Here is a 14,097-nt window from a genome sequence, read left to right on the forward strand (position 1 = left end):
GATTACACGAAAGTAAATATTTTATTGTTATTAGAATTAAAAAAAATAGTAAAAAAGATATAATATGGTTTTTTAACGATAAAAGATGTAAATGTTAATTTAAATAGAAAAAAGTCATTTGTTATATTTAAGATATAGTCTGTTTAAAATAAAATTCATAAAAGGTTGAATCATTTTTTTAATTAAAGTATTTTTGTTTTAATGCAAAGCAAACTCCAAGATTTCATTCCATATAAAGCAATGCCAAAGGTTTTAAAACTTTTGGAACACGATAATTTGGTTGTTAAAATTAAGAACGAAAGAAAAACGCGTCATGGTGATTATATGCGATTACCTAATAATGAACATCAAATAACTATAAATTCAAATTTAAATGAATATCGGTTTTTAATAACACTTATTCATGAAATAGCTCATTTCGAAGCTTATAAGATTTATGGGAGATGTATAAAGCCACACGGAATAGAATGGAAAAGAACATTTCAGCACTTAATGTTACCTTTTTTAAATCCCGAAATTTTTCCAAACCATTTATTACCTCTTCTCGCTAAACATTTTAAAAATCCAAAGGCATCTAGTGATTCTGATGCACCATTAGCCTTAGCATTAAAGCAATTTGACGAACCCAATGGTAAAACTTATATTTTTGAAGTACCTTTAGGTCATACTTTTAAATTGTATAACGGTAAAATATTTAAAAGAGGAGAAAAAAGAACAAAACGTTTTGAATGTGCTGAAGTAAAATCAGGCAAAATATATCTTTTTAATCCAAACGCAGAAGTTGAATTAATCAATAATATTAATGAATAAAAATTATTATGCCATACTAATGGCTGGTGGAGTTGGCTCAAGATTTTGGCCAGTTAGCACGCAAGATTTTCCTAAGCAATTTCACGATATGTTAGGAACAGGAGACACGTTAATTCAAAAAACGTTTAAAAGACTTACACATTTAATTCCAAAGGAAAATATTTTTATATTAACCAATGAACGTTATAATGATTTAGTTCTAGAACAATTACCAGAAGTAAAACAGAGGCAAGTAGTTTTAGAACCCGCTATGCGAAATACAGCACCATGTATATTATATGCATCGTTAAAGATTCAAAAAGAAAATCCAGATGCTGTAATGATAGTGGCGCCTAGTGATCATTGGATTGAGGATGAAGTTACGTTTTCAAAAAATGTACAACAAGCTTTTGATTTTTGTTCGGATAACAATGCGTTAATGACACTTGGTATTCAACCAACATTTCCCAATACAGGTTATGGATATATTGAGTTTGATAAAAGTTCGTCTGAATCAATAAAATCGGTAAATCAGTTTAGAGAAAAACCAGATTATGATACTGCAAAATCATTTATAGAGCAGGGTAATTTTTTATGGAATGCAGGTATTTTTATGTGGAGTGTTAAAACTGTAGTTGACGTTTTTAAAAAGAATCAACCAGATTTATATGCATTGTTTGAATCTGGTATTAGTTCATATAACACTAGTTTGGAATCAGATTTTATAAAAGAAAATTATCCTAAGGCAGAAAATATTTCGGTAGATTATGCTATAATGGAAACTTCAAAAAATGTCTATGTAATTGCTGCAGAATTTGATTGGAACGACCTTGGTACTTGGGGTAGTTTATATGATAAACTAGATAAAGATGAAAGTGGAAATGCTGTTGTTAATTCAAGAACATTAACAGAGGATGCTTCTGGTAATATGATACGCACTAAAGGCGATAAAATTGTAGTTGTTGATGGTTTAAATGATTATATTATTGTTGATAAAGATGAGGTTTTATTAATCTATCCAAAAACAAAAGAGCAAGATATTAAAAAAGTGCTTCAAAAAGTAAAAGATAAATTTGGAGAGCAATATGGTTAGGTCATAAATATGTGTCATTAAAATGTTTTTAGGAAGATTTACCTAAATTAATTTATATTAGTGTTTTAGAGGCAATAATTACATTATGGAAGAAAGTAAGTTTAGTTTTTCAGAAGAAGAAAAAAAAGAAGCTTCTGTCGAACAATCAAAAGAAGCAGTAAAACAAGATGCGAAAGGACTTTTTCAAAGTTTAAAGCAGTTTTTAAGTGAACTTCTAGATTTTAGAGATGATACCGATAGAGATGCAACCATAGCAGCTATAAAAGCAGATATTTCGTTTAAAGGAGCAACAACTTGGATTTTAATATGTTCTATTTTTGTGGCTTCTGTTGGCTTAAATGCAGATTCTACTGCTGTAGTAATTGGAGCCATGTTAATTTCTCCATTAATGGGGCCAATCTTAGGGATTGGAATGTCCCTTGCTATTAATGATATAGATACTTTAAGAAAATCGTTAATAAACTTAGCTACAATGATTGTATTAAGTTTGTTAACAGCGTATATGTTTTTTGAATTTTTCCCTCTTGGAAATCAGGAAACTTCTGAATTGTTGGGTAGAGTGAAACCTGATATTCGAGATGTGTTAATAGCCTTTTTTGGTGGTTTGGCTTTAATTATAGCGCGTACTAAAAAAGGTACTATTGCTTCTGTGATTTTTGGTGTGGCTATTGCTACAGCTTTAATGCCACCTCTATGTACTGCTGGTTATGGTTTAGCAAATGGCAATTGGTCTTATTTTTTAGGAGCAATGAATTTGTTTACTATTAATACCATATTTATTGCATTAGCAACATTTATTGTGTTAAAGGTACTTAGATTTCCAATGCTTAAGTATGCTAATTCTGCTAAGAGAAGGCGAATAGCAAGATTTGCAGGTTTGGTAGCTTTTTTAGTGATGATTTATCCAACAATTACCTTTTTGAGGGTTTTAAAATATAGTGGTTTTGAAAATGATTATAACAATTTTATAACAGATGAAATAAAATCTAATAATGAACTTTGGCTTCAAAGAGGTACTCTAAATACAGAAGATAAAAAAATCACGCTTTATTTTAATGGTGAAATTGCTGAAGCTACTGAAACTGATTTACGTAATGAATTGAAGGGTTATGATAAGATAAGCGATTTTAGTTTAGATATAAGTGGAAATAAGAATAGAAGCTTTGATAAAATTTCTAATGCTTATGATAGAGCTATCTTAGAACTTGATAAAAAAGATAATATAATTTCTGGTTTACAAAAAGAAATAAGCGAATTACAAGAAAATATTTCGGGACTTAACCAACAATTAGAAGCTCAAAATGCTACAGGAGGAATAGCATTTTCTACTTTGGCTAAAGATGCCAAAATAAGATTTAATGATTTAGAATATTTTGGTTATGCTAAAATGTTAGAATCAAATGATTTTATAAAAGTAGATACATTAACCATTGCTAATGTAAAATGGAAAAATTCACTCAATGATAGTATTGTTAAAGTTAAAGAAGTTGAATTAATATCGTGGTTAAAAGAAGAACTTAAAACTGAGAAAATAAGAGTGAAGAGAAATTAATTTAATACTTCTCTTCAATATACATTTTACGAACTTTTTTCATGAGTTCAGAAGAGTAAACAAAATCGGTAACCACTTCATTGTCGGTTTTAAAAATGGTTTTGTTTGAGCCTTCCCAAGCTTTTAATCCATCTTTTAAGAATACGATTTTTTCTCCAATTTCCATTACAGAATTCATGTCGTGAGAGTTGATGACTGTTATAATTTGATATTCGTCTGTAATTTCTTGGATTAAATTATCAATTACAATAGCTGTTTTTGGGTCTAAACCAGAATTAGGTTCGTCACAAAATAGGTATTTCGGATTATTTACAATAGCTCTAGCTATGGCAACACGTTTTTGCATACCACCAGAAGCTTCACTAGGCATTTTATTGTGCGCGTTTTCAAGATTTACACGATTTAAAACAAAGTCTACACGATCTTGCATTTCGCTTTTACTCATTTTAGTAAACATCTTTAAAGGAAACATCACATTTTCAGCAATCGTCATAGAATCAAATAAAGCACTTCCTTGAAATACCATACCTATTTCTGCACGAAGATTACGTTTGTCATCTTCAGATAGATTAGAAAAAATTTTTCCATCATATGCTATAGATCCTTCTTCGTATTCAAATAAACCAAGTAAGCATTTTAGAAAAACAGTTTTTCCAGAGCCACTTTGACCAATAATTAAATTGGTTTTTCCTTTTTCAAATGTGGTGCTTATACCTTTTAAAATATGAGCATCACCAAACGATTTATTTAAATTTTTAACCTCTATCATTATCCTAGCATCATATCGGTTAATAAATAATTTAATAAAATAATAACTACAGCAGTCCAAACAAAAGCTGTTGTACTTGCTTTACCAACTTCTAACGCTCCACCTTTCATATAATATCCATGGAATGAAGGTATGGTTGCTAATATAAAAGCAAAAACAAATGTTTTAATAAATGCATAAATTACATGGAAGCCATCAAAATCTGTTTGAATACCAATAATATAATCTGCTAGTGTCGAATATTCACCAAAAACACAAGCGGCCATACCACCCAAAATTCCTAAAAACATGCCAATAGCAATGGCAAATGGATATAGCATTAATGCTATGGTTTTTGGAAAAACTAAATAGTTAAGCGAATTAATTCCCATAACCTCTAGAGCGTCAATTTGTTCTGTAACTCGCATAGTTCCTATGCTAGAAGTAATAAACGAGCCTACCTTTCCAGCCATAATAATGGAAGTAAATGTTGGCGCAAACTCTAAAATCACCGATTGCCTAGTAGCAAAACCTACTAAGTATTTTGGAATTAAAGGGCTTTCTATATTTAAAGCGGTTTGAATCGTTATTACACCTCCAACAAAAAATGAAATGAATGCAATAATTCCAAGCGATCCAATAATTAAGTCATCAATATCTTTTAAGATTAATTGTTTCATAACACTCCACTTAGTAGGTTTACGAAACATTTCGACAATCATTAAAAAATAAGCTCCTATATTATTTAGGTAATTCATATTAAAATTTGAAATGCTAAAGTAAAAAAAAGTTGATGTTATTTAACTTTAATTTTAAATTATGATGTTTTTAAATCTGTATTTTTGACAATCATAAGAAAAATGTTATGTCAAAAAAAACAGGAACTCTTTTATTGATCTTATAATTATTATCTTGAATAAAAAATCGATTTACTCACTTATAGCATTGTTAATTCTTTTAGGGATATTTGGTTATGAACATTTTTTAAATGAAGAATTAAAAGACGAGATTGTTTTAGATGGAAAACAAGTAAAAGAGAGTACCAACGAATACTTTTTACCCACAAGTACAACAGGACAAATTATACATCATGAAGGTTATTCTTTATCCTACAGTGAACGGCATGAGCAGGCAGAATGGGTGGCTTACGAATTGAAAAAATCACATTTGTCAAAAACTAACTTTGAGCGTCCTTATTTTGAGATTGATAAAGCAGTAAAAACAGGAGCAGCACATTGGAAAAATTATAAAAAATCTGGTTACGATCGCGGACATTTATGTCCTGCCGGCGATAGAAGTTATAGTCGATTTGCGCATGATGAAACCTTTTTAACGAGTAATATTAGTCCGCAAGAACATCAGTTTAATGCTGGTATTTGGAATACTTTAGAACAAAAAACGCGATACTGGGCAAGTAAATATGATGGTGTTTTTGTAATTACTGGAGGTGTTTTAAAAAATAACTTAAAAACTATTGGAGATGAACATGTTTCGGTGCCTAATCAGTTTTATAAAGTTTTGATTGATAATAATTCTGGGAAAACTAAAATGATAGCCTTTTTAATGCCTCATGAAGATTCTAAGAGGCCTTTATATGAGTTTGTTGTACCAGTAGATACTATTGAAAAACTAACAGGAATTGATTTCTTTTCTGAATTAGATGATGATATTGAGAATAAATTAGAAGCTTCTAGTAGTTATAAGGGGTGGAGTTTTTAATAGTTTTGTTAGTCTTGCTTAACGTAGTCGAAGTCTATTTCTGTTAAAACTTTGTTGATTATTTCAATTTACTCAACATGCCTTTCCATCGTAAGTTTCTAATAAATTTACCTTCCTCTTCAGAAACTAAAAAAGTTATTTTTTCTTTTTTTGCCTTAAAGTAACCAGCTATATAATCTTTAAATAAGGAAAAACTTCCTTTTTTATAAGCTAGTTTTAAAGCAGAAATTAATGTGATAAAAAAACCATATCGCATTTTGTACATGGCTTCACCCTGCAAGTGTTTAGAAGCTTTGTTATATGAAATTCCAGTAGGTTTTAAGTGCTTAACATGTAACGATTCATCAGTTAGTACGCTCCAACCATAAAATTTAGCCAGTAGCTCATCAACCGTGTCCCAACCCATAGATGGTTTTAATTTTCCAATCTTAATAAAACATTCTTTTTTATAAGCTTTTAATGCGCCTCGAATATGATCTTTATTGGTTAAATTTTCTAAAACCCAATTATCGTTTTTTTCAATGTAACAAAACCCAGAAGCCATACCTAGTTTATCATTTTTTTTGAAATGATTAGAAAGTACTTCTAAATAATTATTAGGAAAAATTAAATCGGCATCAAACTTACAAATTACATCATAGTTGTTGTCTAAAGTTTCATAGCCTTTGTAAAACGCATTAATTATTTTTGAACCAGGTAGATGTTGGTTTGATGATTTTGAGTTAATTAAAGAAATCCAAGTATGTTTTAACGCATAAGCTTCAACTATATCTTCGGTTTTGTCAGTTGAATTATCATTAACAATAACTAGACGTTTTGGTAAATGTGTTTGATTTGCTAATGAATTTATTGTTAAGCCTATGGAGCTTTCTTCGTTATGAGCAGGAATAATAATGTAGAAATTCAAGATTGAAATTTTAGTTGTTCAAAGTTAAACTCTTTCGGCATATACAATATAATATCTTGGTGTGAACCAGCGTAAAATAGGTCGAACACCTATTTTTTTTGTTGGATTCGTCCATTTCTGCCTGTCAATAATTTTCCAACCAGCTTTTTCTAAAAGCCAATCGAACTGCCAGTCTTCAAATTCGTGATAATGTCTGTCAAGCATATCGGTTTTACTTCTATATGCAGGAGAAAACCATAGTTTAAGTGGTATACTTGCTACTAACTTATCTGATTTAATAGCTTTTAAAACCGTGTAGGGAGATAATAAATGCTCGAAAATTTCAAAAGCAGTAACAACATCAGCTTGAGAATTTGTTATAATTGAAGTGTCTTCATCTAAATCTTCCCCTTTTGTGTTTTCTACTTTAAATCCGTTTCCTTTCATTATTTTAGAAAAAGGATTAGTTACTCCTAAATCTAAAATAGTTTCAGAATTAGAAATGTGTTTTTGTAAAAACTGAATGGTATGCTTGAATCGTTTATTCGGAAATGTTTTCTCGTACATATTACTGTTTGTAAACAATAGCATTTATATTCATTCCTGCTCCTACACTTGCAAAAATAATAACATCTCCTTTGTTAATTTCTTGGTTTTCTAAATCTCCTTTTAAAATCATATCGTATAAAGTAGGTACCGTCGCTACGCTAGAATTACCTAATTTACCAATGCTCATAGGCATAATGTTTTTAGGCATTTCAAGATTAAATAACTCGTAGAATCGTTTTACTATTGCCTCATCCATCTTTTCGTTTGCTTGATGAATGAGTATTTTTTTAACATCTTTAATGTTAATGCCACTTTCATCAAGAGCAGATTTCATTCCAAGCGGTACATTGGTTAAAGCAAATTCGTAAATTTTTCTACCGTACATTTTTATATATCTACGGTCTTCTTTAGTTTCTTGTTTATAGGTTTCTCCAAAATATATAAAATGAGCTTCGTCAAAGGCAAAAGTAGCTGTATTATGAGTTAATATACCACCATCTTCATTTGTAGACTCTAATACTACGGCACCAGCACCATCACTATAAATCATAGAGTCTCTATCGTGAGGATCAATTATTCGAGATAAGGTTTCTGCTCCAATAACTAAACATTTTTTTGCAATTCCCGCCTTTATAAATGCATTTGCTTGAATGGTGGCTTCAACCCAACCAGGGCAACCAAAAAGAATATCGTATGCTACACATTTAGGGTTTTTAATGCCTAAAAGATGTTTTACTCTAGAGGCTATACTTGGCACGGTATCACTTTGTATACTATCGTGTTTTACATCTCCATAGTTGTGTGCTACAATAATATAATCTAAATCTTCACGATTAATTTTAGCATCTTCAATAGCCTTTTCAGCAGCAAAAGAAGCTAAGTCTGATGTATTTAAATGATTTTTAGCATAACGTCTTTCTTCAATACCTGTTATTGCTTTAAACTTCCTTACAATAGTTTCATTAGGTGCATTTATTGTTGAGCCATCACTATTTAAAAATTCGTGATTAAAAAATGCTTTATTCTTCTCGATATTGGCAGGTATGTAACTTCCTGTGCCAGTGATTTTGATATTCATATTGTAGAAAAATTGCCTTTAGTTTAAGTATTAGCAATATAAATACTTTATAATTAAAGGCAACTTATTTTGGTTTTATTTTACGATGTTCAACCGACTATTTATACTTCTGCATAAACTTCAATAGGTATACATGAACACACCAAGTTTCTGTCTCCATAGGCGTCATCAACACGTCTTACACTAGGCCAAAACTTGTTCGTTTTTACATAGTCTAACGGAAAGGCAGCTGCTTCACGTGAGTATGGTAAATTCCATTCGTTGGCAGATATCATTTCTAACGTATGAGGCGCATTTTTTAAAACATTATTATCGTCTTCTTTTGTAACACTATCTATTTCTTTTTTAATAGAAATCATAGCATCACAAAACCTGTCAATTTCGCTTTTACTTTCACTTTCTGTTGGTTCTATCATTAATGTGCCAGCTACAGGAAAAGAAACGGTAGGTGCATGAAAACCGTAATCCATAAGACGTTTAGCAATATCTGAAACTTCAATACCATTTGCTTTAAAAGGTCGGCAATCTACAATCATTTCATGAGCAGCTCTACCCCGTTCACCAGAGTAAAGGGTATCAAAGTTACCTTCTAAACGTTGTTTAATATAGTTGGCATTTAAAATGGCTATTTTAGTAGACTCTGTTAAGCCTTCTGCGCCAAGCATTTTAATATATCCATAAGATATTAAACAAGCTAATGCAGATCCAAAAGGCGCTGCAGAAATAGCTGTAATAGCTTTGTCTCCACCAGTTTTAACAATAGGGTTTCCAGGTAAAAATGGCACGAGTTGTTTTGCTACACATATTGGTCCTACTCCTGGTCCACCACCACCATGAGGAATAGCAAATGTTTTATGTAAGTTAAGGTGACAAACATCGGCTCCAATATTTCCTGGATTGGTAAGTCCTACTTGGGCATTCATGTTGGCACCATCCATATAAACTTGTCCTCCGTTATCATGAATTAACTTAGTAATTTCTTTAATGGCAGATTCATATACGCCATGTGTAGATGGGTATGTAACCATTAAACATGATAAATTGTCTTTGTGTAATTCTGCTTTTTCACGTAAATCGTCAACATCAATGTTTCCTTCTTCTGTTGATTTAGTAACAATAACTTTCATGCCAGCCATAACAGCACTTGCAGGGTTTGTTCCGTGAGCAGAAGATGGAATTAAACATATGTTTCTATGATGATCTCCACGATATTCATGATATGCTTTTATCACCATAAGTCCAGCGAACTCACCTTGTGCACCTGAGTTTGGCTGTAACGAAGTAGCAGCAAAACCAGTGATTTCTGTTAACTGATCTTCTAATTCTTTTAAAACAGTTAAATACCCTTTAGCTTGTTTAGCAGGAACAAATGGGTGAATGTTTGCCCATTTATAAATACTTAAAGGCAGCATTTCAGATGCCGCATTTAGTTTCATGGTACAAGACCCTAAAGAGATCATGGAATGATTTAACGATAAATCTTTACGTTCTAATGATTTTATATAACGCATCAGTTCTGTTTCAGAATGGTATGTTTTAAAAACATCAAGCGTTAAAAATTCAGATGTTCTTTGTATTGATTCTTCAATGTTGTTAAAGCTTTCTATAGTAGATATAGTTATTGTTTCTTTATTAGCAGCTTCAGCAAAAACAGAAATTAAATAATTAATATCTCTAATAGAAGTCGTTTCATTAATAGAAATGGTAACCGTTTCTTTATCTGGATAATGAAGATTTACTTTCTTTTCGGTAGCAACCTTTTTAATCTTTTTAGCTTTTGTTTTTATTTTAAGCGTGTCAAAATAAGAGGTGTTTACTTGTTTATAACCAAGTTTTTCTAATGCATTTGATAGAGTTACTGTTTTATTATGAACTTTATTCGCAATAAATTTTAAACCATTTGCGCCATGATAAACAGCATACATACTAGCCATAACAGCAAGTAAAACTTGTGCGGTACATATATTTGAAGTTGCTTTGTCTCGTTTAATATGTTGTTCGCGTGTTTGTAAAGCCATACGTAATGCTCTGTTGCCATTAGCGTCTTTTGTAATACCAATAATACGACCAGGTAAATCACGCTTATAAGCTTCTTTGGTTGCGAAATATGCTGCATGAGGACCGCCATATCCCATTGGGATTCCAAAACGTTGAGTAGTTCCAACCACCACATCGGCACCAAATTTACCTGGAGCTTCTAGTTTAACTAAGCTCAAAATATCGGCGGCAACAGCAACTTTTATTTGTGCCTCATTAGCTTTACTAATAAATGATTTTATATCAGTTATTTGTCCATCTTTTCCAGGGTATTGTAAAATAGCTCCAAAGAATTCTGATGAGAAATCAAAATCATCTTCACTACCAACTATTAATTCAATGCCAATAGGGAATGCTCTCGTTTGAAGAAGCGATAAAGTTTGAGGTAATATATTTTCTGAAACAAAAAACTTATTTACACCAGCTTTTTTTTGTGCACGATCTCGAACTGCAAATAACAGGCTCATAGCTTCAGCAACGGCAGTGCTCTCATCAAGAAGTGATGCATTTGCAATTTCCATACCAGTTAAATCAATAACCATGGTTTGGAAATTTAAAAGTGCTTCCAATCTTCCTTGAGCAATTTCAGCTTGATAAGGCGTGTATGCTGTATACCAACCTGGGTTTTCAAGAATATTTCTTTGAATAACTGCAGGCAAGATGGTTGGATGATATCCTAAGCCAATATAGGTTTTATATACTTTGTTTTTTTTAGAAAGTTCGTGAATGTGGAGCAAATATTCATGCTCGGTCATAGGTTCTTCTAAATTTAACCCGTTTTTTAAACGAATATCATCTGGAATGGTTTCATATATTAATTGGTCTAGTGTATCAACTCCTATGGTTTTTAACATAAGATTTTTGTCTTCTTCTCTAGGTCCAATATGACGCAATGCAAAAGCGTTTGTGTTCATTAAGTTATGATTTGTTATGTAAATCGCAAAAATAAGTAATAATTAACGCGTTTTATTCTGTGAAAAGGAAAGTTTTTAACCATTTGGAAACGTTATTAACAGTTTGTTTATTTTTGTAAAATGGGAGTGCTAAAGAAACTTTTAAATTTTTATATAAATAGTAGTATTCATGTAGCATTATCCGTCTATTCATTAACTTGGTTAAGTCTTATAGAGTTTGATCTTTCTTATGATGAGAATGTGCTGTATTTTGTGTTTTATGCTACTATAACAGGGTATAACTTTGTGAAATATTTTGGGATTGCAAAATTTCATCATAGAAGTTTAACAAATTGGTTGAAAACCATTCAGGTATTTTCTTTTTTGTGTTTTCTATTGATGTGTTATTATGGACTTAAATTGACTGAAACCACTATGTTTTATATAGCAGGTTTTGGTCTTGTAACTTTTTTATATGCCATTCCGTTTTTGCCAAAACGGATGTTTTTAGATAGTCAGCATAATTTAAGAAGTATTGGCGGACTTAAAATATATTTAATAGGATTGGTTTGGAGTGGTGTAACTGTTTTTCTTCCGTTAATAAATAACAATTATCGAATAGATACAGATGTTATAATAACAGGTTTACAGCGTTATGTTTTTGTAATTGTTTTAATGTTTCCTTTTGAAATTAGAGATTTACGATATGATAGTTTGAAACTTTCTACAGTGCCACAGAAAATAGGCGTGAAGCAAACCAAAATAATTGGAGTTGTGCTATTGGTTATATTTTTCTTTTTAGAATTTTTAAAAGATGAAATAACATTTGGTAAAATTTTAGCTTTACTAACTATAGCGATTTTGACACTTTTATTACTTGTGTATTCTAAAGTTGAGCAGGGGAAATATTATAGTGCGTTTTGGGTAGAAGGCTTGCCAGTTCTATGGCTTCTTTTATTACTTTTATTTAATTAGTTGTTTCCTTTATTGCTTTATCAAGATTTTTTTTCATTTTCTCTTTACAATCTTTATCTAAACATTCAACTTTCGATTCTGCAATTGATTTAGTGAGTAGTGTGTTGTTTTTAGTGTATTTTCTACAAGCTCTACAATAAATTAAATGTATGTTGAGTTTTATCATTTCCCATAATGTGGCTTCTTTGTATTGCGTTTTATCACAAACATGATTTGCTTCTTCACAAGGAACTACAACTTTAATTTTACTCATAATTAAAACCAATTTTCTTTTAAGCAATCAGCCATAGCCGTTCTAGCTCTATGAATGATAACCCAAAGGTTAGACGCTGTAATATTTAGTTCATTACAAATTACTTCGGTTTCAAAACCTTCAATGGTTTTCATTTTAAAAACGTTCGCTTGTTTTTGAGGTAATTTACTTAAGCAGTTATGTATGGCATCACCAAGTTCTTCATTCTGCATACTGTCTTCAGCCGTTTTATCAAAAGGATCTGCAACACGTTCTTCAAGCCAATCACCTTCACTTTCGCTATCGTCATTGTAACTAATCCTAACTTCAGCTTTTCCTTTGTTAGAATTTATTTTACGATAGTGATCAATAATTTTTCGTTTTAAAATTGAGATAAGCCAAGTGCGTTCACTAGCTTCTCCTTTAAAATTTTTCATTGATTTTAGCCCAGCAAAAAAGGTGTCTTGAACCAAATCTTGCGCAATCTCTCTATCGCTAACACGAGAAATCGTATAGTTGTAGAGGTAATCGGAATATAAATCGATCCACTTATTGGGATTAATTTCATGTTTGGGCATTGTTGCGAATTTTTTGAATACCAAAAATAAGGTAAAAAAATGAATATTTTGGTTGCTTTTATTTAAGCCTATAACTATTTGAATTATTTAGTACAGCTTATTATATAATACCCAAAACTTTTCATGTGTAACCCAGATAATAATGCGTAAAATGATCCTTTGAGATTATGTAAGCTTTCACGTTTTAATATTTTAGAATTAAAAATCTGTTTTATTACAAAACCAATAATAGTAAATGGCACATGTAATACAGATAGCGCTACTCTAAAGGATGCGTTTTCAATTTTAATTTTTGTAAACCCCTGTTCTTTTAATTTTTTCACCATGTTATCTATGGTTTCTAGTTTATCTAGACTCCAATGACTGCATAGCTTTTTATAAGCGTAATTACTCCCTAAGCATAAATTAGTTTCACTTTTCTTAAGGAATGCATCAGCAATAACTAATTTTCCGTTTGGTTTTAAAATTCGAAAAGCTTCTTCTATTGATTTTTTACTATGTCCTGAATGACAAAAACTTTCTATAGCAAGTGCTGCATCAAATGTGTTCGATTTGAAAGACGTGTTATTGTAGTTTTCTTTTAATATAGTTCCATTGTAATTCTTTAATAACTCATTACCCTTCTTCACTTGGAATTTGGATAGTGTTACTCCAAATGCAGAAAGCTTTTTATTCTTTTTTAGGGCATACCTCATTGTTCCTCCCATTCCACAACCTAAATCTGCTAATGTTTTTCTTTCTTGGTTAATATTTAAGTGATTAATTACTTGATTGTTCATCTCATTTAGCATGGTGTCTCTTTTAAAAGGATTTGTTTTAAAAGGAATAAAGTATCCAAAGTGCATGTTGAAATCTTTACTCCAGAATTCATAATCTTCTGTAGCTTCATTATAGAAATCAATCATTTCAATTTTATTTGTTTCTCTATTTTTTGATAATGTGATTGTATTAGTTTCCATATTTTGTTT

14 protein-coding genes are annotated in these 14,097 nt (G+C 30.9%); 5 read left to right on the forward strand and 9 right to left on the reverse strand.

Annotated elements, in window-relative coordinates; translation table 11 throughout:
• Positions 1-201: 201 nt before the first annotated feature.
• The 3 genes from ACH5TW_RS12660 (at position 202) to ACH5TW_RS12670 (ending at position 3,434) form a co-directional block, all read left to right on the forward strand.
• Positions 202-810: a SprT-like domain-containing protein gene (locus ACH5TW_RS12660; RefSeq protein ID WP_439336875.1), complete on the forward strand. Its 609-nt coding sequence runs from the start codon at positions 202-204 to the stop codon at positions 808-810.
• Positions 803-1,882: a mannose-1-phosphate guanylyltransferase gene (locus ACH5TW_RS12665; protein ID WP_439336876.1), complete on the forward strand. Its 1,080-nt coding sequence runs from the start codon at positions 803-805 to the stop codon at positions 1,880-1,882. The genes ACH5TW_RS12660 and ACH5TW_RS12665 overlap by 8 nt, the downstream gene beginning before the upstream one ends.
• Positions 1,883-1,967: 85 nt before the next feature.
• Complete coding sequence (locus ACH5TW_RS12670; protein ID WP_439336877.1) at positions 1,968-3,434, forward strand: DUF389 domain-containing protein; 1,467 nt, start codon at positions 1,968-1,970, stop codon at positions 3,432-3,434.
• A 1-nt stretch (position 3,435) separates the two neighbouring features.
• On the opposite strand, the gene ACH5TW_RS12675 is transcribed toward ACH5TW_RS12670, so the two are convergent.
• Together ACH5TW_RS12675 and ACH5TW_RS12680 are read right to left on the reverse strand one after the other, a co-directional pair.
• Positions 3,436-4,203: an ABC transporter ATP-binding protein gene (locus ACH5TW_RS12675; RefSeq protein WP_439336878.1), complete on the reverse strand. Its 768-nt coding sequence runs from the start codon at positions 4,201-4,203 to the stop codon at positions 3,436-3,438.
• On the reverse strand, positions 4,203-4,940 hold the full coding sequence (locus tag ACH5TW_RS12680) for an MlaE family ABC transporter permease (protein ID WP_439336879.1): 738 nt from the start codon (positions 4,938-4,940) through the stop codon (positions 4,203-4,205). The genes ACH5TW_RS12675 and ACH5TW_RS12680 overlap by 1 nt, the downstream gene beginning before the upstream one ends.
• Before the next feature lie 154 nt (positions 4,941-5,094).
• Between ACH5TW_RS12680 and ACH5TW_RS12685 the strand changes: the two genes are divergently transcribed.
• The gene (locus ACH5TW_RS12685; protein WP_439336880.1) at positions 5,095-5,901 is read left to right on the forward strand and encodes a DNA/RNA non-specific endonuclease; all 807 of its coding nucleotides are present in this window, start codon (positions 5,095-5,097) and stop codon (positions 5,899-5,901) included.
• Positions 5,902-5,959: 58 nt separating this feature from the next.
• Here the strand turns inward: ACH5TW_RS12685 and ACH5TW_RS12690 are convergent, their stop codons facing one another.
• The 4 genes from ACH5TW_RS12690 to gcvP all read right to left on the reverse strand — a co-directional run bounded on the left by ACH5TW_RS12690 (position 5,960) and on the right by gcvP (position 11,365).
• Positions 5,960-6,808, reverse strand: a complete 849-nt coding sequence (locus ACH5TW_RS12690; protein WP_439336881.1) for a glycosyltransferase family 2 protein — start codon at positions 6,806-6,808, stop codon at positions 5,960-5,962.
• A gap of 24 nt (positions 6,809-6,832) precedes the next feature.
• Positions 6,833-7,354 (reverse strand): class I SAM-dependent methyltransferase, encoded by a 522-nt coding sequence (locus tag ACH5TW_RS12695; protein WP_439336882.1) that lies wholly within the window; start codon positions 7,352-7,354, stop codon positions 6,833-6,835.
• 1 nt (position 7,355) lies between these two features.
• A complete protein-coding gene (locus ACH5TW_RS12700; protein WP_439336883.1) occupies positions 7,356-8,414 on the reverse strand; it encodes a 3-oxoacyl-ACP synthase III family protein in 1,059 nt (352 codons plus the stop codon).
• Between the two features lie 101 nt (positions 8,415-8,515).
• The gene (gene gcvP / locus ACH5TW_RS12705; protein WP_439336884.1) at positions 8,516-11,365 is read right to left on the reverse strand and encodes an aminomethyl-transferring glycine dehydrogenase; all 2,850 of its coding nucleotides are present in this window, start codon (positions 11,363-11,365) and stop codon (positions 8,516-8,518) included.
• A 120-nt stretch (positions 11,366-11,485) separates the two neighbouring features.
• On the opposite strand from gcvP, the gene ACH5TW_RS12710 reads away from it, so the two are divergent.
• Complete coding sequence (locus ACH5TW_RS12710; protein ID WP_439336885.1) at positions 11,486-12,319, forward strand: UbiA prenyltransferase family protein; 834 nt, start codon at positions 11,486-11,488, stop codon at positions 12,317-12,319.
• On the opposite strand, the gene ACH5TW_RS12715 is transcribed toward ACH5TW_RS12710, so the two are convergent.
• The 3 genes from ACH5TW_RS12715 to ACH5TW_RS12725 all read right to left on the reverse strand — a co-directional run bounded on the left by ACH5TW_RS12715 (position 12,312) and on the right by ACH5TW_RS12725 (position 14,088).
• Positions 12,312-12,572 carry a hypothetical protein gene (locus ACH5TW_RS12715; RefSeq protein ID WP_439336886.1) on the reverse strand — a complete coding sequence of 87 codons (261 nt, stop codon included), beginning with the start codon at positions 12,570-12,572 and terminating at the stop codon, positions 12,312-12,314. The two genes, ACH5TW_RS12710 and ACH5TW_RS12715, sit on opposite strands and share 8 nt — an antisense overlap.
• A 2-nt stretch (positions 12,573-12,574) precedes the next feature.
• Positions 12,575-13,129, reverse strand: a complete 555-nt coding sequence (locus ACH5TW_RS12720; RefSeq protein WP_439336887.1) for a sigma-70 family RNA polymerase sigma factor — start codon at positions 13,127-13,129, stop codon at positions 12,575-12,577.
• An 83-nt stretch (positions 13,130-13,212) separates the two neighbouring features.
• Positions 13,213-14,088 (reverse strand): methyltransferase domain-containing protein, encoded by an 876-nt coding sequence (locus ACH5TW_RS12725; RefSeq protein WP_439336888.1) that lies wholly within the window; start codon positions 14,086-14,088, stop codon positions 13,213-13,215.
• Positions 14,089-14,097: the final 9 nt, after the last annotated feature.

It is taken from the genome of Thalassobellus sediminis (assembly GCF_044386045.1).
Lineage (GTDB): Bacteria > Bacteroidota > Bacteroidia > Flavobacteriales > Flavobacteriaceae > Thalassobellus > Thalassobellus sediminis.

What these genes read in the sequence shown, in the direction of transcription:
- ACH5TW_RS12660 (WP_439336875.1), top strand. Translation starts at nt 202, where the DNA reads ATGCAAAGCAAACTCCAAGATTTCATTCCATATAAAGCAATGCCAAAG.
- ACH5TW_RS12665 (WP_439336876.1), top strand. Translation starts at nt 803, where the DNA reads ATGAATAAAAATTATTATGCCATACTAATGGCTGGTGGAGTTGGCTCA.
- ACH5TW_RS12670 (WP_439336877.1), top strand. Translation starts at nt 1,968, where the DNA reads ATGGAAGAAAGTAAGTTTAGTTTTTCAGAAGAAGAAAAAAAAGAAGCT.
- ACH5TW_RS12675 (WP_439336878.1), bottom strand. Translation starts at nt 4,203, where the DNA reads ATGATAGAGGTTAAAAATTTAAATAAATCGTTTGGTGATGCTCATATT.
- ACH5TW_RS12680 (WP_439336879.1), bottom strand. Translation starts at nt 4,940, where the DNA reads ATGAATTACCTAAATAATATAGGAGCTTATTTTTTAATGATTGTCGAA.
- ACH5TW_RS12695 (WP_439336882.1), bottom strand. Translation starts at nt 7,354, where the DNA reads ATGTACGAGAAAACATTTCCGAATAAACGATTCAAGCATACCATTCAG.
- ACH5TW_RS12700 (WP_439336883.1), bottom strand. Translation starts at nt 8,414, where the DNA reads ATGAATATCAAAATCACTGGCACAGGAAGTTACATACCTGCCAATATC.
- gcvP (WP_439336884.1), bottom strand. Translation starts at nt 11,365, where the DNA reads ATGAACACAAACGCTTTTGCATTGCGTCATATTGGACCTAGAGAAGAA.
- ACH5TW_RS12710 (WP_439336885.1), top strand. Translation starts at nt 11,486, where the DNA reads ATGGGAGTGCTAAAGAAACTTTTAAATTTTTATATAAATAGTAGTATT.
- ACH5TW_RS12715 (WP_439336886.1), bottom strand. Translation starts at nt 12,572, where the DNA reads ATGAGTAAAATTAAAGTTGTAGTTCCTTGTGAAGAAGCAAATCATGTT.
- ACH5TW_RS12720 (WP_439336887.1), bottom strand. Translation starts at nt 13,129, where the DNA reads ATGCCCAAACATGAAATTAATCCCAATAAGTGGATCGATTTATATTCC.
- ACH5TW_RS12725 (WP_439336888.1), bottom strand. Translation starts at nt 14,088, where the DNA reads ATGGAAACTAATACAATCACATTATCAAAAAATAGAGAAACAAATAAA.